The organism is Bacillus sp. TE9106W, from assembly GCF_054062215.1.
Genome location: NZ_JBSSFA010000008.1, coordinates 116,412 through 141,213, shown reverse-complemented (window position 1 = coordinate 141,213; position 24,802 = coordinate 116,412). Strand labels below are relative to the sequence as shown.

Genomic DNA, 24,802 nt, shown 5'->3' with positions numbered 1-24,802 from the left:
TAAAATGAAGTCGTTATCCGTCTTCTTTTGTCAGTCAGAGAGAATAGAAGAATAGGAGAGGAAAAAATGAAAAAATCTTTGAAACAAAAAATAGTAAGCTCCTTGCTTGCTGTATCACTCGCTGTTAGCTTAGCTCCGATTGGACAAGCTAAAGCTGATTCTACGTCAGAAATCAAGCAGACTTCATCTATCACAAAACAAGTTGATGCAAGCCGCGCTATCGAACACATCCGTTTCTTATCCGAAACAATTGGTCCTCGACCTGGCGGGACAAAATCAGAAGAATGGGCTTCCCGCTACGTTGGTATGCAGCTTAAATCAATGGGCTACGAAGTAGAATATCAACCATTCCAAGTGCCGGATCAATACGTTGGATTTATTGAATCACCATTATCCACAAAGCGTAATTGGCAAGCTGGTGCTGCCCCTAACGCACTAATTTCTACAGAATCTGTTACAGCTCCTCTTATCTTTGTTCAAGGTGGGACAAAATTAGAGGATATCCCAAATGAAGTAAATGGAAAAATTGTTCTATTCGAAAGAGGAACAACAGTAGCTGACTATAATAAACAAGTTGAAAATGCTGTTAGCAAAGGAGCAAAAGGTGTTCTTTTATACAGTTTAATTGGTGGACGTGGAAACTACGGACAAACTTTCAATCCCCGCCTAACGAAAAAGCAATCTATCCCTGTCTTTGGTCTTGCTTATGCGCAAGGAAATGCATTTAAAGAAGAAATCGCTAAAAAAGGAACAACAATTCTTTCCCTAAAAGCGAGACATGAATCTAATTTAACATCATTAAACGTCATCGCTAAAAAGAAACCAAAAAACAGTACAGGTAATGAAAAGGCTGTCGTTGTAAGTTCACATTACGATAGTGTCGTTGGAGCACCTGGAGCAAACGATAATGCTTCTGGTACAGGATTAGTATTAGAGTTAGCTCGCGCTTTTCAAAATGTAGAAACTGATAAAGAAATTCGTTTTATTGCTTTTGGTTCTGAAGAGACTGGCTTACTTGGCTCCGATTATTACGTTAATAGTTTACCCCAAAAAGAACGCGATCGAATTTTAGGTGTCTTTAACGCAGACATGGTCGCAACAAATTACGATAAAGCAAAGAATTTATATGCTATGACGCCTAACGGTTCTCCCAACCTTGTAACAGACGCAGCCTTACAAGCAGGTAAACAATTAAATAATGACCTTGTTCTGCAAGGGAAATTTGGCTCTAGTGATCACGTACCGTTTGCTGAAGTTGGTATTCCTGCAGCTCTATTTATTTGGATGGGTGTCGATAGTTGGAATCCATTAATCTACCATATTGAAAAGGTATATCACACACCTCAAGATAACGTATTTGAGAATATTTCACCTGAACGTATGAAAATGGCACTAGAAGTAATCGGAACTGGTGTTTATAACACTCTTCAACAACCTGCTACGCAAACAGAACAGAAAGCTGCTTAATCATTTTTGAAAGACCACTGATAAAGATCAGTGGTCTTTTATTGAGAAAAAATATATATGCATAAAAGCATATTTTCTCCTACTCATTATCGTATACAATATTAACTGTAACGATATTGATTACAACTAATAAGGAGGATTTTCTACTATGAAAAAAATGATTTTAGCTGGTGCGTTAACTTTAGCAGGAATTACTGGTGCTACCGCGTTTATTACTGAAACAAAGGTTGCTGCCGCTACTCAAGAACAAAAGTTTACAAAGTTTTATTCTTTGCAAACTGGGGGTAGTTCTGAGCAAGAACCTATTTTCCTTCAAAAGGGACAAGAGTTAACAATTCAACCTAACAGCAAAACTCCTAGTTACAGTGTTTATGACTCAAATCATAATCTTATTGGACGTTATTCTGATGGTTACGGCCGAATTTTCACTGCAAAAACAGATGGAAATATGTACGTTCAATTTCATGCACCTTTCGTTTACTATAGTCCTGTGAGCTTTTCCGTTACGTATACAATCCAATAAAATAAAGGGCCTTTCTCAAGGCTCTTTATTTTGCTTCCCAATTCACTTTCACAAATCCATCTTTCACCATTAAGCCACTTATATTTAATACATATTTTTTATTTGCGTTCAATGTAGCTTTGAAAGTACCTTTTTTCGATTCACAAATTTCCTTTAACTCTTTTATCCCTTCCCCTTTTCTTTCATACAAACTAAAGCATAAATTACCGCGTTTTGCATCTGTCTCATAAGAAAATGTCACTTCTGTATCCTTATCATACTGAAGTTCAATATCTTTACCGGCAATATCCCATGATGAGAATTTCGCCTCGTAACCTGTCTCCCCTTGCTTCTCATTTTCTAAATATATATCTCCTGCTCTCCACGCATCATCTAACGTTTGTGCAAAAGTAAAACCACTAAGTAATACAAACATTGTACTTGCCAATATCGCAACTAATGTTACTTTCTGTTTTTTAACAAAATTCATCTTATATTCTCCTTCAACTTTCTTTTTACTTCTTCTTACCATATACAATAAAAACCCGATAAAGAATGGCAATATAACCGCTAAAACACTCCATCCTTTACTCATTTGATGTGCTTTAGCATCTGTATATACCCATGATGCAACACATATTAAAAGTGCTATAAAAGCTAAAAACATTGTCACTCCAGCTACTTCAAATATTACAAACGGATTAGCGAACTCTTTCATGTAATTTATACTCCTTCTTTAAAAATGACTGTATTACAACATATATCGGAATGTATACGTGCATCATAATAACAACTGCTATAATAATTGGAATTTTGTTATCTAAATGAGTAACAAATTGTGCTATAACAACTGTTAATAAAACAATCCAAATAACGTGAATACAAATCATCCATCTCTTCTCTAACTTCTGAGCCTTTCGCACGCCCTGCTTCGTGTTATCTATCAGCTCTTCGCTTGGAATTCTCTCTTCTGCTAAACTACTCTTTATCTTCTGTTCAAATTTATCTTCCTTCATGAACGAACCCCTCCAAACGTTCTCGCATTTGCTTCTTCGCATAATTAAGGCGGTATTTCACCGTACCAATTGGTATATTTAATATTTCACTCATTTCTTTATAAGAATATTGTTCATAATAGTAGAGTACGAGCACTGTTTTATATTTTTCGTTTAATAACTGTATAACTTCTCGTATCATTTCTGCTTCGACTTTTTGAATGAATTCTTCTGATATATTCACATCATCTACAAACTCTATTTCTCCACTATCTTCTTTATGAAATAAATCCAATACACGATCTTTCCACCTTTTCTTTTTGCGATAAAAATCATAAAATGTACGAACACAAATCGTAGTAATCCACTTTTTATAATTCTCCACGTAAGAAAGTTGGTGCCGCGATGAAAAAACTTTTATCCACGTCTCTTGAAAAATATCTTCCGCGTCTTCTTTCGTCTTCGCTAATTTATAGCATAAGGAATATATTTGCCGCTTATATATATCAATTAATTCTTCTACCTTTTCTTCCATCTTCAACCTCCTGTCATTTATATAAGACGACGCAACTTATCCTTTTGTTTGATAAAATTTTATTTTTTATTATCTCCATACAAAAAGGCAATCACAACATCGTGTGATTGCCTTTTACTGAAAAACGAAAGTCCGCTTCCGCTTTTCTTTATTGTCCAGCTCCAGCGGCTAGAATACTCGGTGGCTTCGCGCCTTCCTCCGAGGCAAAGTACGCCTCTCTGTCAGGAGCTCCATCCCCCTCCTATTCTGAACGAGCCGCTTCCGCTTTTCTTTATATCCAGCTCTGCCTTCGGGACTAAACAGTCGGCTCCGCTTTTTTTAATTACATTTTTTCTGGTGCAGATACTCCTACGATTGCTAATGCGTTTTGAAGCGTAGTGCGTACTGCTTTCATTAATTCATAACGAGCTTTACTTAATTCTAAGTTATCTTGGTTTAATACTTTTTCTGCATTGTAGAAGCTGTGTAATGTTGCAGCTAATTCAAATGCATAATTTGTAATGCGGTGTGGCAGACGTTTTTGTGCTGCATCCGCAACTACTGCTGGGAATTCACCAAGTTTTTTCAGTAATTCTACTTCTTTCTCAGAAGTAACAAGTTTGTAGTTCACGTCTCCGCCTGTAGCTAATCCTAATTCTTCACCTTGACGAAGGATACTGCATACACGAGCATGAGCGTATTGTGCATAGTATACTGGGTTTTCATTAGATTTTGATACAGCTAAGTCCATATCGAAATCTAAATGAGAATCGCCGCTACGCATTGCGAAGAAGTAACGCATTGCGTCCACGCCTACTTCTTCCATAAGCTCACGAAGTGTAACTGCTTTACCTGTACGTTTACTCATCTTCATTTTTTCACCGTTTTGGTATAGTTGTACCATTTGGATGATTTCTACTTCAAGTGTTTCTTTATCGTAACCTAGCGCTTGAATAGCAGCTTTCATACGAGGAATGTAACCGTGGTGGTCAGCACCCCAAATGTTGATTAACTTATCGAAACCACGCTCTAATTTATCACGGTGATATGCGATATCTGGCGTTAAGTATGTGTAAGAACCGTCGTTTTTAATTAATACACGGTTTTTGTCATCGCCGTAAGTCATTGAACGGAACCAAGTTGCACCGTCTTCTTCAAAGATTTCATCGCGCTCTTTTAATACAGCAAGAGCTTGATCGATTTTTCCGTTTTTGTATAATGATGTTTCTGAGAACCATACATCAAATTTAACACGGAAGCTTTCTAAGTCTTTTTGAAGTTTTGCTAACTCATATTTTAAACCGTACTCACGGTAGAATTCATAGCTTTCTTTTTCATCAGCTTTCGCATAACGGTCGCCAAACTCTTCTGCTAAACGTTTACCGATTCCAATGATGTCCGCACCATGGTATCCGTCTTCTGGCATTTCTTTCTCTAAGCCTAAAGCTTGCATATAACGAGCTTCAACAGAAAGAGCTAAGTTATGAATTTGGTTACCAGCGTCATTAATATAGTACTCACGAGATACATCGTATCCTGCTTTTGCTAATAGATTACATAAAGTGTCACCTACTGCAGCACCACGTGCATGTCCTAAGTGAAGGTCACCTGTTGGATTCGCAGATACGAACTCAACTTGTACTTTTTCACCTTTACCAGTATTCGTTTCACCATAAGCTTCACCAGCATTAACGATTGTTGGGATTAAGTCTGTTAAGTAGCTATTATCCATGTAGAAGTTAATGAAACCAGGACCTGCGATTTCAATCTTTTCAATAGAAGCTTTTGCTTTATCGAAGTTTGCAACTAATTCTTCTGCAATCATACGAGGTGCTTTTTTCGCAACGCGTGCAAGTTGCATTGCCATATTTGTAGAGAAGTCACCATTTGTTTTATCTTTTGGAGATTCTAATACTACGTTTGGAATCTGTTCTTCTGTCGCTAGTTCTGCCTTTAATACAGCAGCTTGAATTTCTTCTTTAATTAATCCTTTTACTTGTTCTAAAGAATTCATTATTTTGCCTCCTTCAAATTAATCGTAATTGTATATCTGCCAGCTTCTTGTTCACTTAGAAGCAATGCGTACGTTAAGAAGAGTTGTCCTTTTTTCTTTTCATCCGACCATTTAAAAAGAACGTTATCAGTTTTCGTTTGCAATGCAAACGTACCAAGTTCACTCGTATACGTACCAGTTGTCCATTCACCTTTCACATGCGTCTGACGCATCGAAACAGCACCTGAACGCATAATGAGAACTTGTTCATCTTGAATTTTAATAATTGTTTTCACTTCGCCTTGTTCGTTCGGCTCTTGGAATGTTACATATGTACCTTGACCTTTTACATAGTATTGACCATTTGCTTCAAAAGCAACGGTTTCCTTCCTCGCCCCTTCACGGATTTCTGTTACGAAATGAACGTGTACCGGCAAGCCTGCAAGTTGTTTCTCCACGTCTTGCACACCTTTCAAATGTTATAGATATTAAATACTACTTATAATAAATCACTTTTCCTATCATATCAAAAAAAACCTCTGTCTGTCTGCTGAAAAATCAGGAAAACTCCATTTCAAAAAATAATTCACTTTCACTTTATTTCATATGCTAAAATATTTTTTAAGTCTAAATATTCTTTCATTTAAAGAGGTGAAATAGATGCTACCAACAAAATTAAAAAAGGGTGATGAAATTAGGGTTATTTCACCATCTTGTAGTTTAAGTATTGTCTCAATTGAAAACAGAAATTTTGCTATAAAAAGATTAACCGACCTTGGCTTTCACGTTACATTCTCAACACATGCTGAAGAAATAGATCGATTCGCTTCCTCTTCTATTTCTTCACGCGTTCAAGACCTCCACGAAGCATTTAGAGATCCCAATGTAAAAGCCATTTTGACGACACTTGGCGGATACAATTCTAATGGCTTATTAAAATATCTCGATTACGATTTAATTCGTGAAAATCCGAAATTTTTCTGTGGTTATTCAGATATTACTGCTTTAAATAATGCAATTTACACTAAAACAGGACTTGTTACATATTCGGGGCCCCATTTCTCTTCATTTGGAATGGAGAAAGGGCTCGAGTATACAACCGATTACTTTTTACAATGCTTAACTTCTAATAAGCCTATTGAAGTCCTGCCATCTGAAACATGGAGCGATGATTCTTGGTATATAGATCAAGAAAATCGAAAATTTATTAAAAATGAAGGATACGTTTCGATTCACGAAGGAGAAGCTACGGGAGATATTATCGGTGGTAATATGAGCACATTGAACTTACTGCAAGGTACATCATATATGCCAAACTTAAAGGATAAAATTTTATTTCTTGAAGAGGATAGTTTAACTGGAACATCTACTCTTAAAACTTTTGATCGCTATTTACACTCTCTTATGCAGCAACAAGATTTTAAACATGTAAAAGGCATCGTTATAGGAAAGATGCAAAAGGGCGCAGAATGTACGATAGAAGACATTCAAGAAATGATTGCTTCAAAGCCTGAACTGGCACATATCCCTATCATTGCAAACGCAAGTTTTGGTCATACAACCCCGATTTTCACTTTCCCAATTGGCGGACGTGCAACAATCATTTCTAGTAAAGAAAAGACATCTATCACTATTTTAACGCACTAAAAAAGGAGCGAATGAGTCGCTCCTTTTATCGTTTTTCTATTTTTTCCAACGCTTTTTGCGGAATTGATTCTTTCGGGATTTCGGCCCATCCTTTTCCTTGCATACCTTTTGCATAAATTTTTATAAAAGCACCCGTATGCAATTCACGATTCATCATTCTTTTAATAACCTGTAATTTCCCATCTTCTGTATACCCTTTAAAAGTATACAAGTATTCTCCGTCTTTTTTCTCACCTTTATCTATAACCGCATAATAATCTTGTATTTCTTTATTTGAAAAGAAGTTGTCTACAAAAGCATGTACACCTTCTGTTTTTGTGTTCAAATAGTACGCTGTTCCACCTAGAATGATGGCGAATACAACTAAAACTTTAATTACCAATTTCATACATGAGCCTCCTGTTTGCACTTCTTTTTCCCTAGTCATATATCTATACTTGTATTATACGAAAAATGACATACTATACTCTATCTAAACACCTTACACTTTCCTTACATTATTGTAAGGCATCTTCACCTTATGGCAATTTCCCAATAAAAAATTTTTCCGTTTCATGAACTTTTATATTATTATTGAATGATACAAATTTTTATTACAAAAATCAAAGGAGACAGTTTTCAAATGGCTATCTTGCAAGGTTTAGCACTATTACTTGTTGTACTTTGTCTATTTACACTTTTTAGTTACCGTGCTCCTTACGGCATGAAAGCAATGGGTGCTTTAGCTAATGCAGCAATCGCAAGTTTTCTTATTGAAGCATTTCACCGTTATATTGGTGGAGAAATGTTTCATAATAAATTTTTACAATCAGTAGGAGAAGCTTCTGGTAGTATGAGCGGTGTCGCAGCGGCAATTTTAGTCGCACTAGCAATTGGTGTTTCACCCGTATATGCTGTTTTAATTGGTATCGCTACTAGTGGATTCGGTATTTTACCAGGATTTTTCGCTGGATACGTTTGCGCTTTCGTCGTGAAATTTCTTGAAAAGAAATTACCAGCTGGTGTAGAGTTTTTAGCAATTTTATTTATTGCTGCACCAATCTCACGCGGAATGGCAATGCTTATGGATCCGCTCGTAAACGCAACGCTCGGTAAAATCGGTTCTATGATTTCAGTTGCAACTACAGAAAGTCCTATCATTATGGGCATTATGCTTGGTGGATTAATCACAGTTATTTCTACCTCTCCACTGAGTTCTATGGCACTAACTGCAATGCTCGGATTAACAGGTTTACCAATGGCAATTGGTAGTCTTGCCGTAGCAGCTTCAGCCCCAATGAACTTTATTTTCTTTAAGCGACTAAAAATTTGCTCAAAGAAAGACACAATCGCTGTAGCAATCGAGCCTTTAACACAAGCCGATGTTGTTTCAGCAAATCCAATTCCAATTTATGCAACAAACTTCGTTGGCGGTGCACTTGCTGGTATTATTACATCTCTGTTCCAGCTCGTTAATAATGCACCAGGAACAGCATCACCAATCCCAGGACTTCTTGTCTTATTCGGATTTAATGACGTTGTAAAAGTAACGATTGCCGCCGTATTATGTGGAATCGTTACCACGATTGTTGGGTACATCGGATCAGTCTTGTTCCGTAAATACCCAATTCGTTCTGCTGATGAAATTCGCGGCATTTCTTCAGAAAAGAAGGTTGCATAAGAAAAAGAGCTATTCTCATCGTTTGAGAATAGCTCTTTTTTGTGTGTTGCGTGACAGTAAATAAAATTATATCAGCGATTTTTTAAATATATCGGCGCAACTCGAATTATATCAGCGATTTTTTAAATATATCAGCGTAACTCGAATTATATCGGCGATTTTTTAAATATATCGACTTACCGACACATAACGACAAAATAAGAGCCCCCTAATCATATAGGAGACTCTTATTTTATCCAGCTACAGCGGCTAGAATCTCCGGCCATTTCACACTCTCGGTCGAGCGTTCCAATGACCTGCGATTCTGAGCGAGCTGCCTCCGCTTTTATTACTATCCAGTTATGCCTCCTAGACCCTTGCGTCTAAGAACCTTCCCTGCCAAAAGGTAAAAAGCACCTTTTGCAGGAAAGAACCTTAGCCACCGGGTCTAAACAGTCGGCTTCACTTTTATTTTATCTAGCTGCATCGGCTAGAATGATCGGTGGCTTCGCTTCTTCCTTCGAGGCAAAAAACACCTCTATGTCTGAAGCTCCATCCCCCTCACATTCTGGGCGAGCCGATTCCGCTTTTACTTTACCCAACCGAGCAGCATTTCCCGCACGAATTTGCTTGCTGCGACTGGTGTTTGATCACTATGGTCGTAGACAGGAGCTACCTCTACTAAGTCTGCTCCAACTACATTTATATTTGAATTTGCAATTGCTACGATGGAATCTAATAATTCTTTAGATGTGATACCACCAGCTTCTAACGTTCCTGTTCCTGGAGCGTGAGCTGGGTCTAATACATCAATGTCGATTGTGACATAGACTGGGCGTCCCTCAAGTTTCGGTAATACTTCTTTTAACGGTTCTAATACGTCAAATTTGTATAAGTTCATACCTACTTCTTTCGCCCATTCAAATTCTTCCTTCATTCCAGAACGAATTCCGAAAGAATATACGTTTTCCGGACCAATTAAATCACACACTTTACGAATAGGTGTAGAGTGGGATAAAGGCTCCCCTTCATACGATTCACGTAAATCAGTATGAGCATCCATATGGATGATTGCTAAATCCGGATATTTTTTTGCCATTGCCTTAAAAATTGGCCAAGACACTAGGTGCTCACCGCCGAGACCTAGTGGAAACTTACCGGCATCTAAAAGTTTTGATACATATTCTTCAATCATGTCTAAGCTGCGTTGTGCATTTCCGAATGGTAATGGGATATCACCCGCATCAAAATATTTTACCTCTTCTAGTTCACGATCTAAATACGGACTATATTCTTCAAGACCGATTGATACTTCACGAATACGTGCAGGGCCAAAGCGAGATCCTGGACGGTAACTTACTGTCCAATCCATAGGCATTCCGTAAATAACTACCTCTGACTCTTCAAAACTTGGATGACTTTTAATAAATACTTTACCTGAATAAGCTTCATCAAAACGCATATTCTTTTCCTCCTTATGTGGAACTTAAGGTATCCCAACCTTTCATTATTTCTCAAATTTGGAGCGAGTTGCTCCTCTTTCTCGATTTACCGGGTCTTCTGTTTCATAAAAAGAAGACAATTTTCTTTACAGAAGTGTAAATAGCTAGCATGTTCAAGTCTTCTGGACAAACACCTTAAATGAGCTACTTACACTTTATTTGTTCCGTGCGATTCTCTTACTTAATTAGATCGCCAACAAATTTCGGTAATGCGAATGCTGCATTGTGTAATTCTTTTGTGTAGTATTTCGTTTCGATTTCGTGGAAACGCTCTTCACTTACCTCTAATGGATCATGTTTTTTAGATCCAATTGTGAACGTCCAAAGACCACTTGGGTAAGTTGGAATGTTTGCTGTGTATAAACGAGTAATTGGGAAGATCTCTTTTACGTCTTTAAACACAGTTGTAATTAGTTCTGGTGTGAACCAAGGGTTGTCCGTTTGTGCAACGAAAATACCATCTTCTTTTAACGCTTTTGAAATTCCAGCGTAGAAGCCTTTTGTAAATAGGTTTACTGCTGGTCCTACTGGCTCTGTAGAATCTACCATAATTACGTCATATTCATTTTCGCTTTCTGCGATATGTAGGAAACCGTCTCCTACTTTCACTTCTACACGCTCATTATCTAATGCACCTGCAATTGATGGTAAGTATTGTTTAGAGTACTCAATTACTTTTCCATCGATTTCAACAAGAGTTGCTTTCTTTACGCTTGGGTGTTTTAACACTTCACGGATAACACCGCCATCACCGCCACCAACAACTAATACGTTTTCAGGGTTTGGATGTGTAAATAAAGGTACGTGCGCTACCATTTCATGGTAAACGAACTCATCTTTTTCTGTCGTCATAACCATGCCATCTAAAATAAGCATGTTTCCGAACTCTTCCGTTTCAACCATATCAAGTTTTTGGAATTCTGTTTGCTCCGTATGTAATGTGCGGTTAATACGCGCCGTAATCCCAAAATGTTTTGTTTGTTTTTCAGTGAACCATAGTTCCATCGTACAATCACGCCTTTCAATGCAAATTTATAATAGGGACATCATTAATGTCCCCTAACAAAAATAAAACAAAACATCCAAAATGTATAGTTAAAAGTACAAAAATACCGAAAATATATTTTAGTCAGAGGGTTCTAACATATGTGCAGAAAGGATTTGCACCGTAAAAGGAAAGAAAACCCTTTCTTAAGAAAGGGCTTTTGTCTCTATTTCTACTGGTTTACGAATTGGAATTAGGATCATAATACAACCAACTAACACCACAATTCCGCCTACTAAAAACGGACTTTGTGGTGAAACAGTATGACCGATAATTCCTGATAAAATCGGAGCAATTGCGCCCCCTAACCAACGAACGAAGTTATAAACACCTGACGTAACAGATCTTTCATAAGGTGAAATATCCATTACATAACTTGTAAATAATGCATTATTTAATCCAGATGCTAATCCTGATAGAACAATTAATACAATTTGTAACCACATAACTTTCACAAAGAATAATGCAATTAAGAAAATCGCAAATATGAGTAAACTGGCTTTCAATAATGCTTTCGGCTCATATTTCCCTTCTAGCTTATGTGCTAAAATTGCAGAACCGTAAGCTAACGCGAGTCCCCATCCGCAAAATACAAAGCCTAATTGAATAGCTGATAAATGCATAATAAGTGGTGAATATGCTAACACAACGAAAAATCCGTAGTAGTATAACATTCCTGAAATCGCACCTTGCATAAACGGTTTATATTTCACCAGGTTAAGTAATTCTCCTACGCCTGCCGCTTTACGCTTCACTTTTCGCTCTGGTTCTTTCACAAAAAAGAAAACTAAAATAAATGCTAAGAAAATTAAAATACTCGTTGCGAAAAATGGATACCGCCAAGAATGTCCACCTAATATCCCGCCTAATAACGGTCCGCCCGCCATACCTAAGCCGATAGCTGCTTCATATAATCCTACTGCTTCATGAACTTCTTTACTTAATGCAATCAATAAAGTCATCGCCGTTGCGAAGAACATCGCATTTCCTAATCCCCATCCAGCACGGAAAAGAGATAATTGAGCAATCGTTTGCGATATACCGCATATAAACGCAAATATAGTTACGATTGCAAGACCGATTGTCATCATTCGTTTATCACCAAATCTTGATGCAAATATACCGGCTGGTAACATCATAATTGCCATCGTTAAAATATATGCTGTAAACAACATCTCTACTTGCCAATGCGATGCACCAATCTTTTCAGCAATAATCGGCAAAATTGGGTCCACTACTCCTATACCTGAAAAGGCAAGGAAAGTAGCCAACACTGTAATCAATCTCCCTAGTTTTTGTTTGCTCTCCATTTTGATTACTCTCCTTTTGTATTCTCTAAAAATGTCACTGCACGATGTAAGCTATCCTCAAGTTCGGCCTTCACACGCTGCATTTGCTCCATTTTCTCGTCTAGCGTTTGCACTTGTTTTTCAAGCATCTCTTTAATTTCTTGAATCACTTCACGATCACGAGGATTCTCGCTATTTCTTCTCTGTTCCATTCTTTCTTTTAACGATAAGAAATGCTGCATTTCTTGTAGCGTAATTCCTAGTACTTCTTTCGCTTCTACAATCCTTTTAATCCTTGCGATATCTTCATCTGTATACAGACGGATGTTCCCCTCACTACGTTCTGGAGGATGAATTAAACCAATTTCCTCATAATAACGAAGTGTACGTTTTGTTAAACCAACTTGCTTTGTAACTTCATCAATCTTATACATATTTATTCCTCCCTTCACTCAATTATTACATTTTACGTTAACGTTAACTTTTGTGCAACTGTTAGACTTTTGTAAATGTTTATCCTATTCAATTGTATTTTTCTAAAGGCAGTTTCATAATGAAAGAAAAGAGATAATAAGGAGATTGCTGTATGAATAAACCACTTATTTTCGCCCACCGCGGCGTAAAAGGAACACATCCCGAAAATACGATGATCGCCTTCCAAGAAGCTGAACGCATTGGTGCTCATGGAATTGAGCTTGATGTCCACCTATCAAAAGATGGTGAACTTGTCGTAATTCACGATGAAACAGTCGATCGTACAACAAATGGCATAGGACTTGTTTCTGAAAAAACAGTAGAGGAGTTACAAGCTTTAGATGCTGGTAGTCATAAAAACCCTTCTTTCCATGAAGCAAAAATTCCGACGTTACGAGAAGTATTTATTTGGCTATCTACAACAAGCTTACAACTCAATATTGAATTAAAAACCGACGTGATTCACTATCCAAATATTGAAGAAAAAGCTGTTGCTCTCGTTCGAGAATACCATCTGTCGAATCAAATTGTATTCTCTTCATTTAATCACGACTCTGTTTCATTATTAGCAGAAATAGCTCCTGAAATCCCAAGAGCAATTTTATATGACACACCTCTTGCTGATCCTATCGCTGAAGCAAAAACTAGAGAAGCAACTGGTTTACATCCAAACTTTCAACTACTAACAAAGGAATTTGTTCAACTCGCGCAAAAACAAGGGTACGTTTTCCGCCCTTATACCATTAACGAATACAAAGATTTACAAACTATGATGGATTATGGCGTAGATGTCATTATTACCGATTGGCCAGCACGTGCCTTTGAGCTCCTTTCTTAATTGAAGGAGCTTTTTGTTTTCAAAATTTCATTGTTTAAAATAACCGAAAACCCTCAATACTAATACAATAATGTTTGTATGAATGAGGGGCTGAAAAAGATGGATCAAACTATGAATCCGAAACTTAAAAAATATAAACGTCTTTTCTTCACCGTAATGTTTTCTTCTGTTCTTTTTTTCGTTTTTTCCTTTTTTGTTATTATTATAGTTGCAAAAATTATGGGACCTCCTCCTGTTGCTGTCCCGCAAACAAGTGTCTTTTACGCTAATGATGACACTGTTATAGGACAAAGTAATGAAATGCAAAAACGCTACAATGTATCTCTCAATGAAATTTCTCCTTATGTAAAAGAAGCGACACTATCTATCGAAGATCAACGATTCTACAAACATCATGGCTTTGATATGAAGCGTATTGCTGGTGCCATTGTTGCCGATTTAAAAGCGATGGCAAAAGTCCAAGGTGCTAGTACGATTACCCAACAATACGCACGTAATCTGTATTTAGATCATGATAAAACGTGGAAACGTAAACTATTAGAAGCAATGTACACAATCCGCCTTGAAGTAAACTATAATAAAAATCATATTTTAGAAGGATATTTAAATACAATTTATTACGGGCATGGTGCTTACGGAATTGAAGCTGCGTCTCGTCTCTATTTCGATAAAACAGCAAAAGAATTAACATTAGCGGAGGCTAGTATGCTCGCAGGTATCCCGAAAGGACCTAGTGTCTATTCTCCCTTTTTAAAAGAGGATCGTGCGAAAGGAAGACAATCTCTCATATTAGATGAAATGGTAGAGCAAGGTTATATTACGAAGAAACAAGCAGCTTCAGCGAAGAAGGAGCCACTAACCTTCGCCTCATTAGATACGAAAAAAGTGGCAGAGGTTGCACCTTATTTCCAAGATGCTGTACAAGCTTCTCTTCTTCGTGATGTCGGATTAGATGAGCAAGCGTTACAAAAAGGTGGCTTGCGTATTTATACAACGCTAGACCCGAAATTACAATCGGTTGCAGAGCAAGCTGTAAAAGACCACATACCTGACACAACAAACATACAAACTGCTCTTGTCTCTATGAATCCAAAAACAGGTGAAGTAGCTGCTCTTGTTGGTGGAACTGATTATAATACGAGTCAATTTAACAGGGCTACACAGGCCGCTCGCCAGCCTGGTTCTACGTTTAAGCCATTCCTATATTATGCGGCATTAGAACGAGGATTCACCCCTGCTACGCGCTTAAAAAGCGAATACACTGTTTTCACTTTAGGTGATGGTGTTTCAAAGTATAAACCGAAAAACTATAAGGACTATTATGCAGACGATTTTGTAACAATGGCGCAGGCTCTTGCAGTCTCTGATAACATCTATGCCGTGAAGACCAATTTATTTTTAGGCGAAGATATTCTTACAAAAACAGCGAAGCAATTCGGAATTAAGAGTGCATTAAAAGACGTCCCTTCTCTTGCTCTCGGTACATCTCCTGTAAAACCAATTGAAATGGTTAACGCTTATAGCATGTTCGCAAATGGTGGAAAAGAAGTAAAACCTACTTTCATTCGCCGCATTATGGATCATGAAGGAAATGTATTATACGATGCTCATTTGGAGAGTAAACAAGTTCTCGACAAAAGCAAAGCATTTGTAATGGAAGAAATGATGACAGGCATGTTTAATAAAAAGCTAAGTAGTTATGCTGCTGTAACTGGTCAATCGATGTTATCTAAACTATCCAGAACCTATGCCGGAAAATCTGGTTCTACTGAAACAGATAGTTGGATGATTGGGTTTACCCCGCAAATCGTAACGGGTGTATGGGTTGGATATGATCAACCTAAATCAATTTCAAACGTAGCAGAACAAGGATATGCGAAAAGAATATGGACCGATACGATGGAAAAAGGCTTAGATGGACAACCTAAAAAAGAGTTTAAACAGCCAAGTGACGTCGTAGCAGTCGATATTAACCCTGAAAACGGGAAAATCGCTACAAAAAATTGTCCAATTTCAGTGAAAATGTATTTTGCAAAAGGTACAGAACCAACTGAGTATTGTATGGATCATGTAGATGATAAAGAAGAATTTGAAAAGACAACTGAAGAAAAGAAAAAAACAAGTTGGTGGAAGAAATATCTTCCTTGGTGACACACGAGGCTATTCCAATAAAATGTGGAATAGCCTTTATTGTCATTCTTTGTCGGTAAATCGATATTCCTTGTCGAATCGTCGATATATCAAAAAAATCGTCGATATATTTTCATACAACAAGCCAAAATAAAAAGGATGTCACCTAGTCAACAATCGACTAGCGAGACATCCTTTTCTTTTATTCACTTAATAATGCACGGCGCAATTCTTCACTAGATTCGTTCCAAATCGCTTCGTTATGTTCTTTCAAGAACGTACCAAGTACTTTTTTAGATGATTCATCCATATGGTCAACCATAATGTGACGCTTCAATGATTTGTCCATTTTGTTTACGTGCTCTGGAAGTGACTTATATCCGCGACGAATTTCACGGTCAACTGTCATTTCACAAGCTGTTACACCTGCATAATAAGCACCTGTCGCCGTTCTTTCAATCGTTACCCAAACAAGCCAAAATGGTTTTCCGTTTGGAACTTCATCTTTATTTGTTAAAAACTTAATACCTTTTTCCACTGTACTACGTGCATGCATCGCACCGATATCAACGAATGCAGTCTTCTCTAGTACATCGACGAATACAGGTGAAATGTTTTCTAGACTTAATGCCCCAACACCAAATCCACCATGTCCATCCGTTGAATCATTTTTCACGATATTAAAACCGATTTTTTTCTTTTTCTCTGTCATATGTAAATTCCTCCTCACTTAATGATTATAAAAGGCCAAAAATAGGCGCAATGATACTATTTAAAAATGCAAATACATATGGAATGACAACATTAAAAATAGGTTGGATTGTGTAATTGCTAAGCGGTGTAATAACAAGAATTAATAATGCAATCGCCCCGTATTTTTCATACTGTGTCATTTTCGCACGAATATTTGTTGGCGCTAAATCCTCCACTACACGATATCCATCAAGTGGTGGGATTGGTAATAAGTTAAAGACCAGTAAAACGATATTCAACATAATAAAAATCTGGAAAAATTGAGCTAACGTATCTGCTACTGCAAATGGAATTGAGTCTAATACACCAAATGTTAATAAGCTATACCAAATAATTAAACCAATTGCACTTAAAATTAAGTTACTAATTGGTCCTGCAATTGAAACTAATATACCAGCAAGACGTGGTCTTTTAAAATTGTACGGGTTAACAGGAACTGGTCTTGCCCAACCGAAACCAAGAATTAATACAGCAATCATCCCGATAGGGTCTAAGTGAGCCATCGGTGATAAAGTTAAGCGACCTTGCCGCTTTGCAGTATCGTCTCCAAATTTATATGCAACATATGCATGCGCAAATTCATGCACAGATAACGCAATAATAATGGCCATTGCTACCAAAGGAATTTGGTGCAACGGGTATCTAAATAACTGATCCATGCTTCATCTCCTCTTCAATATGTCAAAAAAAGAAATTATTTGTTTTTTGATTGTTCTTCCCCATAATCCGCTATAATAAGAGTGTAACTTACATAAAGGGAGCGATTATATATGCCATACGTAACAGTGAAAATGCTAGAAGGACGCACAGAGGAACAAAAGAAAGCTCTTGCTGAGAAAGTAACAGCAGCAGTAAGCGAAACAACTGGTGCTCCTGAAGAAAACATCGTTGTTTTCATCGAAGAAATGTCTAAAAACCATTATGCAGTTGGCGGAAAACGCTTAAGCGACAAATAATTTCAAGTTCTTTCATAAGAAGCAGCTCTTAGCTGCTTCTTATTTTTTTCCTTCGAGTAACTCGATGATTCTCTCTTTATATTTTCCTTTTCTTCCATCTTCATAGATTAAATCATGTGGATAGAATAATTTTTGGTCCCTTCTCTTCTTACCAGTAATCGCCTCAACAATATCCGATTCACGTGAAAGCTCTCTAAGCTCTCCATTTGGCATAAGAAGCAAGATTGGCAAACGTTCTTCTTCTTCACCAGCACGGTAAAAGTCGTACGGTAAATCTGATGTTGAATCAACTACTAAATAATATTCGGGATCAAGTCCAATCTTTTTGAATAAGCTACTTAATTCCATCCAATTATCTAAACCATGCTTATCTGTAAACTCTACATATTTAAATAGGTTTCGATTCATAAAACGACGGCATAAATCACTTAAAATTGGATCCTCTTCGTCTTGCCATACTTGGAAGTAATAATACATAACGTTCTCGTCTAACTTTAAATAATCCTCTACTGTTACTTCTTCTTCAAATAAAGAATAGAAATGAACCGGATGATTTTTAAATGTATAGTACTTCTCGTGCAATGATTTCGCACGATGTAAAATCTTCGTTAAAATAACTTCAGCACTGCGTGTTACTGGATGGAAATATACTTGCCAGTACATTTGATAACGACTCATAATATAATGTTCAACAGCATGCATACCACTATTTTTAATAACTACTTGATTTCCGTACGGACGCATAACGCGCAGTATACGTTCCATATCAAAGTTTCCATACTTTACGCCAGTGAAATACGCATCCCTTAATAAATAGTCCATGCGATCTGCATCAATTTGACTGGAAATCATGCTAATCGCTAATTTATTAGTAGATGTTTTTGCGATTACATCCGCTACCTTTTGGGGAAAATCCTTATCCACTCGGCTTAATACACGATTAATTTCCGTATCTCCAACGATAATCTTTTGCGTAAATTTCTCATGATCTAATGAAAATACTTTCTCAAACGAATGAGAAAATGGGCCGTGACCGACATCATGAAGTAATGCCGCACATAAGCATAACAATCTATCTTCAGCATTCCAGTTCGGTCTGCCATCAAACACATCATCAATCATACGACGAATAATTTCATATACACCTAACGAATGAGTAAAGCGACTATGCTCTGCACCGTGAAATGTAAAAAATGTCGTTCCAAGCTGCTTAATACGGCGCAAGCGTTGAAATTCTTTCGTTCCGATTAAATCCCAAATAACACGATCGCGCACATGCACATATTTATGTACCGGGTCTTTAAACACTTTTGTTTCGCTGAGTTTGTCGTTTAAATATACCACTTTCCGACATCCCCCTTTCTTTACTGCATTCTTACTATATATTATAAACGAAATAGGAAACAGAAAGAAATGAAAGACTATATGAATTGCCTTTATAAAAAGAAAAAATCACCTTTACCGAAGTAAAAGTGATTTTTTGCTATATATTATTTCCCTAAAACGAACTCAGCAACTTCATCTAAGATCATTTCTTTACCTAGTGGGAAGTAACCTTTGTTTAATTCTTCGTTTTTAATTGTAAATACGTGGTTGTTTTTAACAGCGTTCATATTTTTCCAAATTGATTCTTCTTGGAATTCTTTTAGGCGCTGAGAACCGTCACCAGTCGTAAATACGAATAAGTAATCTGGGTTGTAATCGATTAAAGCTTCTTTTTGCACTTGTACTAACGGTTTATCAGTTGGTGTACCTTTAACTGCTGGTAATTTTAAATCATTAAAGATTACGCTACCGTAACCGTAGTCACCGTATACACGGAAAGCGTTTGGATATGCAGCCATTTTCATGAATTTAGCATCGCCAGTTTTCGCAACGATTTTGTCATGTAATTTGCTTGCTTTTTCATCATACTGTTTGAACCATTCTTTTGTTTCTTTCTCTTTACCGAAGATTTGACCTACTTCTTCGAATTTTGGACGCCATTGGTCTAATGGAGTTTTTAACATAACTGTTGGTGCAATTTTAGATAATTGATCATAAATCTTTTCTTGACGATTGTTTACAAGAATTAAGTCTGGTTTTGCAGCAGCTACTGCTTCGATGTTAATTTTATCGCCCCAAGCAGAACCAACTGGTTTTACGTCTTTTAATTTCTTTTCAATATGTGCATCAATTTTTTCTTGAGATGTATTAGCAGTAATAATTGGTTTCATACCAAAGATTAATAATTCTTCTGTTGAACCACTAAGGTCAGCAATTTTCTTTGGATTTGCAGGGATTTTAATTTCCCCTTTTGCATGTTGTACAGTGCGCTCTTCAGTCTTCGCATCCTTCGCATCTGCTTTCTTTTCTTCTTTGTTAGAACAAGCTGCAAATAGTACAGAAGTAACGACTAGTACCATTGCTAATAACGCCATTTTAAAATTCTTCATGTTCCCACTCCTTCTAGCTGTATTTCTCTTATAAGTTACGGTGAACTATAAGAAACAATATTAACAATTAATCAATATATATTTATTAATTGTTATTTATGTCCCGTTCTAACGGGTGTTCAACTTCCTATTTACTAATAAGAAGCTCAACGTCCATTAGAAGTCCCCCTCTTTACGAGGGGGATTCTACTTATGCTTTTTTACGCAATTGATTACTAATCATCGCTAAATCATATGTTAAACAAATTGGTTTACAGTTTACTGGACATGGAACGATTTGAGCCTCAATCTCAAATACATTACGAAGTGTTTCACTCGTCATCACTTCATCTGGCGTTCCTTGTTTCATTAACTTACCAGCTTTTAATGCAATCATATGATCTGAGAAACGAGAAGCATGGTTTAAGTCATGGATAACCATAACAATCGTTCTACCTTCTTCTTCATTTAACTTTTTCAATAAGTTTAATACTTCTAATTGATGAGCCATATCTAAGTACGTTGTCGGTTCATCTAATACGAGTAATTCTGTCCCTTGTGCAAGAGCCATCGCAATCCATACGCGTTGACGTTGCCCACCTGATAATGCCTCTGCTGGACGATTTGCGAATTCTGTCATTCCTGTCACTTCAAGTGCCCAATGAATGTAGCGATAATCCTCTTCCTTCAACGTTCCAAATCCTTTTTGATGAGGAAAGCGTCCATATGAAACGAGTTCAAACACAGTAAGGCCAGTTGGCACTTCTGCAGTCTGTGGTAAAATCGCCATTTTCTTTGCGATTTCTTTCGTTGGCTGTTTCTCAATTGCTTTTCCGTCAAGATAAACAGTACCTTTTTTTGCTTTCAAAATACGAGAAGCCGTTTTTAATAATGTGGACTTTCCACAACCATTTGGTCCAATAATTGTTGTAATTTTCCCTTCCGGAATTTCAACTGTTAATCCATCAATAATTAACCCTTCATTATAGCCAACAGATACCGCATCAACTGCTAAAGTTGCCATACAAAAAGCCTCCCTTTACTTTGTCCTCATAAGTAAGTATATAAAATACGGTGCACCAATTACAGAAATAACAAGACCGACCGGTATTTCTGAAGTTGGTAACACACTTCTTGAAATTACGTCTGCGAATAAAAGTAAAAACGTTCCTATTAGTGCAGCTGTAGGCAGCATAATTTGATGTTTCCCACCAACAAGGCGCCTCGCTAAATGGGGAGCCATTAAACCGATAAATCCAATTCCTCCCGCAACAGCGACAGATGCACCAGCTAAACAAACTGCAATAAATAATAATTTACGTCTTTCCTTTTCTACGTTTACACCAAGACCAACTGCTGTAGAGTCGCCTAGGTTCATTACATTTAGTATGTGTGCTTTACTAATAGCTAGTGGCAAGAAAATAACCATCCACGGAAGGACACTTAGCACGAACTTCCAATCTGTGCCCCAAAGACTTCCCGCTAACCAAATCGTAGCAAAACGGAAATCGTTAGATGTCATCTTCATAGAAAAAATTAAACTAACAGCACCAAACCCGGCCGCAACGGCGATACCCACAAGTATCAATCGAGTAGATGAAACGCCGTCTTTCCATGCTAGTAAATAAATAATAACCGCTGCTAATATCGCTCCAACTAACGCGAAGAACGGAAGGATAAATACAGATAAAAATGTACCAGTCCCAACTTTTCCGAAGAAAAAGTAGACAAATATAACAACTGTTAATCCTGCTCCTGCGTTAATACCGATAATACCTGGATCAGCAAGTGGATTTCGTGATAACCCTTGCAAAATCGCACCTGACATAGCTAAAGCAGATCCAACTAATATAGCAATAACCATACGTGGCATACGAAATTCAAATAAAATAACAGACTGATCTTCAGCCCCAAGTCCAACCAATGACTTTAATACGTCCATTGGCGGGATTTTAAATGTCCCTGTATTTAAACTCACTAAAAATACTGTAACGATTAATCCTACTAAAATTGTTAAAACAGAAACGTTCTTTTTTGTTAAGACACTTGTCCTCACATTTTCCCTCTCCCTTCGTTACGTGCTAAGTAGAGGAAGAATGGAACTCCAATTAGCGCTGTAATTGCTCCAATTGGCGTTTCAAACGGCGGATTAATAACGCGAGATAACATATCTGCACATTCAATTAACAGCCCACCTAAAACTGCAGAACACGGGATAACCCATCTATAGTCTGAGCCTACAAGGAAACGAGTCATATGCGGGATTACAAGACCAACAAATCCAACCGATCCTGCCATAGAAACTGCAGAACCAGTTAACACAAGAACAAGTACTGTTCCGATAAATTTAATTAATGTCGTATTTTGACCAAGTCCAATCGCAATCTCTTCACCGAAGCTCAAAATCGTAATATACCTCGACATCATAATCGCGATAAAGAGACAAACTAGACCGATTGGCACTAGCATATTGATGCTTTCCCATTTCACTCCAGCAACTCCGCCCGCATTCCACATACTCACCTCTTGGGCAAGATTGAAATACAGTGCAATTCCAGATGAAATAGCCCCTAATAAAGCACTAATCGCTGCACCTGCTAAAGCTAATTTCACAGGTGTTAATCCACCTGGTGAAGAAGACCCAATCCCATATACAATGCTCGCTCCAAACGCTGCACCAATAAAAGATGCGATAACGAACATTAAATAAGGTGAATTAGGGAAGAATGCATACATAATTGCAATTCCAAATACAGCCCCATCTGTAATACCCATTAACGATGGAGAAGCAAGTGGATTTCGCGTCATCCCTTGCATAATTGCCCCTGATACCGCTAAAAAGGCACCTGCTACTACGCCCCCTATTGCTCTAGGCATGCGAAGTTCTTGAATTACGTTATGATGCGTCAACGATCCATCAAACTGAAACACAGCTTGCCATACCGTCTTTAAACTAATATCAGCAGCACCAAACGAAATAGACAATGCCATGCTTAAAGCTAACAAAACTGTACCTGCTACTAAAATAATAGAAGCAATGAGCGGCCTGCTCTTAATCTCTTTAACATTCACATCTTGCTGTTCTATACTCCTTGCGCTCGCTTCCATCCCTCAACCATCCTAACCAACAACATATATTTAATGAAATGAAATTTATTCTCAAATAGCAATAAAAAAATTAGATGAATTATTTTCTCTGATAATGATTCTCAGAATCAGACACCTTCTATTCTACCTATCGCTTCCAAAGACTGTCAACTATTATTTTGAAATACAAATTCATATAGGTCGAGACGTTAATGAATAGATACCGCTCCTCTGTCAGTAACTATTATCATCACCAGCTAAGCTTTCTCAGAATAAATCCTTCCTCTTATGGGCATAAAAAAAGAAGAGTAATCTGTTCACTCTTCTTTTCCTTACTTATTTAACTTTGCTTCAATTTTTACAATTAATTCGTCTTCTGTTGGCGCCGCAACTGGACGATTATTTACAAATGCGAATGATTTTTTACGGCCAGGACCACAGTAAGACTGACATCCAACTTCAATCGTTGCACATGAATCTACTTTTTTTAGCTTTGGAATCAACGTTTTAACATTCGTTGCCTGGCAATCATCGCACACACGAAATTCGTTTCCCATCATATAACACTTCCTCTATTTTAAACTTTTCTCAAGTACATTTAAAAATAAACACTAAATGGTATTTTACCGCTCTTTGAAGCTCGTTGCAAGTTTCCTTGCGACGCTCTTTCTTCATATTAATGTTACATATTTATATGTTCTCCTACAGAAGATTCCGTCATTCTTGGCAAAATTTATACCTTTCATCGAAATCTACCATATTTTTAAAAGCTTTGTATAAAAGCTCATTTTTTTGCCCATTATAAAAATAGGAAGTTCATAAAAAGAAAGGGAGTTGAATCTATGAAAGTAAGACAAGATGCTTGGACGGATGAGGATGATTTATTACTCGCTGAAACTGTACTTCGTCACGTTCGAGAAGGAAGTACTCAATTAAATGCATTTGAAGAAGTAGGAGACAAGTTAAATCGTACATCGGCTGCCTGTGGTTTCCGTTGGAATGCTGTTGTTCGCTATAGCTATGAACAAGCTCTTCAACTAGCAAAAAAACATCGTAAAGATAAAATGCGTGCTGCAAGTGGTGAACAAGCGAAAAAACGTTTACTTTATACACCACCAGCTTCTGGAGCACTAACGGATTATGATGAATTAGTTCAAGAAGAAACAACTGTACAATATAAAGAAGCTATTCCATATCAAGAATCTACCGTACCTGCTGCAAAAGGCTCTATGACAATGCAAGATGTTATTTATTTCTTACAAACAGTCGGATCTTCAAATATAAAAGTGACAGCTCTTGAAAACGAGAATACGAGATTGAAACAAGAAATGAAAGCACAAATCCTTCGAAATGAAGAATTAGAAAAGAAACTAGAAAAATTAGAAAAGCAATCTCATACTGTACAAGAAGATTACGAAACACTTATGAACATTATGAACCGAGCTCGTAAGTTAGCAGTCATGGATGACGAAGAGCGTTCTCAAACATCTTTCCGAATGGATCGAAACGGTAATTTAGAAAAAATTGCAGAGTAAAAAGGATGCATTACATGCATCC

At 37.2% G+C, this 24,802-nt stretch carries 26 protein-coding genes; 8 read left to right on the top strand and 18 right to left on the bottom strand.

All coding sequences use genetic code 11. The features are described 5' to 3' along the window. The first annotated feature begins 66 nt into the window (after nt 1-66). Nucleotides 67-1,467, top strand: coding sequence for a M28 family metallopeptidase (locus ACVWY7_RS16420; RefSeq protein WP_000749129.1), 1,401 nt, complete (start codon nt 67-69; stop codon nt 1,465-1,467). Between the two features lie 148 nt (nt 1,468-1,615). Continuing rightward, complete coding sequence (locus ACVWY7_RS16415; protein WP_062922110.1) at nt 1,616-1,990, top strand: hypothetical protein; 375 nt, start codon at nt 1,616-1,618, stop codon at nt 1,988-1,990. Nucleotides 1,991-2,015: 25 nt separating this feature from the next. Here ACVWY7_RS16415 and ACVWY7_RS16410 read toward each other — a convergent pair whose 3' ends face one another. From ACVWY7_RS16410 to ACVWY7_RS16390, 5 genes are all read right to left on the bottom strand, one after another. After that, entirely contained in the window at nt 2,016-2,687 is a 672-nt protein-coding gene (locus ACVWY7_RS16410; RefSeq protein ID WP_000657185.1) for a hypothetical protein, read from the bottom strand. Continuing rightward, on the bottom strand, nt 2,671-2,985 hold the full coding sequence (locus ACVWY7_RS16405) for a hypothetical protein (protein ID WP_000656688.1): 315 nt from the start codon (nt 2,983-2,985) through the stop codon (nt 2,671-2,673). The genes ACVWY7_RS16410 and ACVWY7_RS16405 overlap by 17 nt, the downstream gene beginning before the upstream one ends. Beyond that, on the bottom strand, nt 2,972-3,499 hold the full coding sequence (locus ACVWY7_RS16400; protein WP_105989395.1) for an RNA polymerase sigma factor: 528 nt from the start codon (nt 3,497-3,499) through the stop codon (nt 2,972-2,974). Before ACVWY7_RS16400 ends, ACVWY7_RS16405 begins: the two co-directional genes overlap by 14 nt. A 322-nt stretch (nt 3,500-3,821) precedes the next feature. Beyond that, nucleotides 3,822-5,492: an arginine--tRNA ligase gene (argS, locus tag ACVWY7_RS16395; RefSeq protein WP_001086456.1), complete on the bottom strand. Its 1,671-nt coding sequence runs from the start codon at nt 5,490-5,492 to the stop codon at nt 3,822-3,824. Next, nucleotides 5,492-5,929: a DUF1934 domain-containing protein gene (locus ACVWY7_RS16390; RefSeq protein WP_000414867.1), complete on the bottom strand. Its 438-nt coding sequence runs from the start codon at nt 5,927-5,929 to the stop codon at nt 5,492-5,494. The genes argS and ACVWY7_RS16390 overlap by 1 nt, the downstream gene beginning before the upstream one ends. 202 nt (nt 5,930-6,131) lie before the next feature. On the opposite strand from ACVWY7_RS16390, the gene ACVWY7_RS16385 reads away from it, so the two are divergent. Further along, a complete protein-coding gene (locus ACVWY7_RS16385) occupies nt 6,132-7,118 on the top strand; it encodes a S66 family peptidase (RefSeq protein WP_105989396.1) in 987 nt (328 codons plus the stop codon). Nucleotides 7,119-7,143: 25 nt separating this feature from the next. Here ACVWY7_RS16385 and ACVWY7_RS16380 read toward each other — a convergent pair whose 3' ends face one another. Continuing rightward, nucleotides 7,144-7,506 carry a YxeA family protein gene (locus tag ACVWY7_RS16380; protein WP_000779936.1) on the bottom strand — a complete coding sequence of 121 codons (363 nt, stop codon included), beginning with the start codon at nt 7,504-7,506 and terminating at the stop codon, nt 7,144-7,146. 234 nt (nt 7,507-7,740) lie between these two features. On the opposite strand from ACVWY7_RS16380, the gene ACVWY7_RS16375 reads away from it, so the two are divergent. After that, nucleotides 7,741-8,778, top strand: coding sequence for a PTS sugar transporter subunit IIC (locus ACVWY7_RS16375; RefSeq protein ID WP_105989397.1), 1,038 nt, complete (start codon nt 7,741-7,743; stop codon nt 8,776-8,778). 568 nt (nt 8,779-9,346) lie between these two features. Here the strand turns inward: ACVWY7_RS16375 and speB are convergent. From speB to ACVWY7_RS16355, 4 genes are all read right to left on the bottom strand, one after another. Then, nucleotides 9,347-10,219: an agmatinase gene (speB, locus tag ACVWY7_RS16370; RefSeq protein ID WP_001209826.1), complete on the bottom strand. Its 873-nt coding sequence runs from the start codon at nt 10,217-10,219 to the stop codon at nt 9,347-9,349. 217 nt (nt 10,220-10,436) lie between these two features. Then, nucleotides 10,437-11,264: a polyamine aminopropyltransferase gene (gene speE / locus ACVWY7_RS16365; RefSeq protein WP_000424696.1), complete on the bottom strand. Its 828-nt coding sequence runs from the start codon at nt 11,262-11,264 to the stop codon at nt 10,437-10,439. A gap of 186 nt (nt 11,265-11,450) precedes the next feature. Beyond that, nucleotides 11,451-12,614: an MFS transporter gene (locus tag ACVWY7_RS16360; protein WP_105989400.1), complete on the bottom strand. Its 1,164-nt coding sequence runs from the start codon at nt 12,612-12,614 to the stop codon at nt 11,451-11,453. 5 nt (nt 12,615-12,619) lie between these two features. After that, nucleotides 12,620-13,027, bottom strand: a complete 408-nt coding sequence (locus tag ACVWY7_RS16355) for a MerR family transcriptional regulator (protein ID WP_000276566.1) — start codon at nt 13,025-13,027, stop codon at nt 12,620-12,622. Between the two features lie 152 nt (nt 13,028-13,179). Here ACVWY7_RS16355 and ACVWY7_RS16350 point away from each other — a divergent pair, with 152 nt between their 5' ends. Together ACVWY7_RS16350 and ACVWY7_RS16345 are read left to right on the top strand one after the other, a co-directional pair. Continuing rightward, nucleotides 13,180-13,905, top strand: a complete 726-nt coding sequence (locus tag ACVWY7_RS16350) for a glycerophosphodiester phosphodiesterase (RefSeq protein ID WP_073524503.1) — start codon at nt 13,180-13,182, stop codon at nt 13,903-13,905. 99 nt (nt 13,906-14,004) lie between these two features. Next, nucleotides 14,005-16,056 (top strand): transglycosylase domain-containing protein, encoded by a 2,052-nt coding sequence (locus tag ACVWY7_RS16345; protein WP_073524504.1) that lies wholly within the window; start codon nt 14,005-14,007, stop codon nt 16,054-16,056. A gap of 181 nt (nt 16,057-16,237) precedes the next feature. Here ACVWY7_RS16345 and ACVWY7_RS16340 read toward each other — a convergent pair whose 3' ends face one another. Both ACVWY7_RS16340 and ACVWY7_RS16335 read right to left on the bottom strand, forming a co-directional pair. Beyond that, entirely contained in the window at nt 16,238-16,747 is a 510-nt protein-coding gene (locus ACVWY7_RS16340; protein ID WP_000136678.1) for a YwhD family protein, read from the bottom strand. Nucleotides 16,748-16,772: 25 nt separating this feature from the next. Beyond that, nucleotides 16,773-17,447, bottom strand: coding sequence for a site-2 protease family protein (locus tag ACVWY7_RS16335; RefSeq protein WP_000372461.1), 675 nt, complete (start codon nt 17,445-17,447; stop codon nt 16,773-16,775). 111 nt (nt 17,448-17,558) lie between these two features. Here ACVWY7_RS16335 and ACVWY7_RS16330 point away from each other — a divergent pair, with 111 nt between their 5' ends. Further along, nucleotides 17,559-17,744, top strand: a complete 186-nt coding sequence (locus ACVWY7_RS16330; RefSeq protein WP_001147171.1) for a 2-hydroxymuconate tautomerase — start codon at nt 17,559-17,561, stop codon at nt 17,742-17,744. A 39-nt stretch (nt 17,745-17,783) separates the two neighbouring features. On the opposite strand, the gene ACVWY7_RS16325 is transcribed toward ACVWY7_RS16330, so the two are convergent. From ACVWY7_RS16325 to ACVWY7_RS16300, 6 genes are all read right to left on the bottom strand, one after another. Further along, entirely contained in the window at nt 17,784-19,088 is a 1,305-nt protein-coding gene (locus ACVWY7_RS16325) for an HD domain-containing protein (RefSeq protein WP_000262739.1), read from the bottom strand. 146 nt (nt 19,089-19,234) lie between these two features. Then, nucleotides 19,235-20,179, bottom strand: coding sequence for an ABC transporter substrate-binding protein (locus tag ACVWY7_RS16320; protein ID WP_000787743.1), 945 nt, complete (start codon nt 20,177-20,179; stop codon nt 19,235-19,237). A gap of 190 nt (nt 20,180-20,369) precedes the next feature. Beyond that, complete coding sequence (locus ACVWY7_RS16315) at nt 20,370-21,182, bottom strand: ABC transporter ATP-binding protein (protein WP_000212060.1); 813 nt, start codon at nt 21,180-21,182, stop codon at nt 20,370-20,372. A gap of 15 nt (nt 21,183-21,197) precedes the next feature. Then, on the bottom strand, nt 21,198-22,214 hold the full coding sequence (locus ACVWY7_RS16310) for a FecCD family ABC transporter permease (protein ID WP_001260776.1): 1,017 nt from the start codon (nt 22,212-22,214) through the stop codon (nt 21,198-21,200). Then, on the bottom strand, nt 22,211-23,266 hold the full coding sequence (locus ACVWY7_RS16305; protein WP_000388281.1) for a FecCD family ABC transporter permease: 1,056 nt from the start codon (nt 23,264-23,266) through the stop codon (nt 22,211-22,213). The genes ACVWY7_RS16310 and ACVWY7_RS16305 overlap by 4 nt, the downstream gene beginning before the upstream one ends. 311 nt (nt 23,267-23,577) lie before the next feature. After that, entirely contained in the window at nt 23,578-23,802 is a 225-nt protein-coding gene (locus ACVWY7_RS16300; RefSeq protein ID WP_000526077.1) for a DUF1450 domain-containing protein, read from the bottom strand. Nucleotides 23,803-24,087: 285 nt separating this feature from the next. Here ACVWY7_RS16300 and ACVWY7_RS16295 point away from each other — a divergent pair, with 285 nt between their 5' ends. Further along, nucleotides 24,088-24,780: an RsfA family transcriptional regulator gene (locus ACVWY7_RS16295; protein ID WP_000868350.1), complete on the top strand. Its 693-nt coding sequence runs from the start codon at nt 24,088-24,090 to the stop codon at nt 24,778-24,780. The last annotated feature ends 22 nt before the right edge of the window (nt 24,781-24,802 follow it).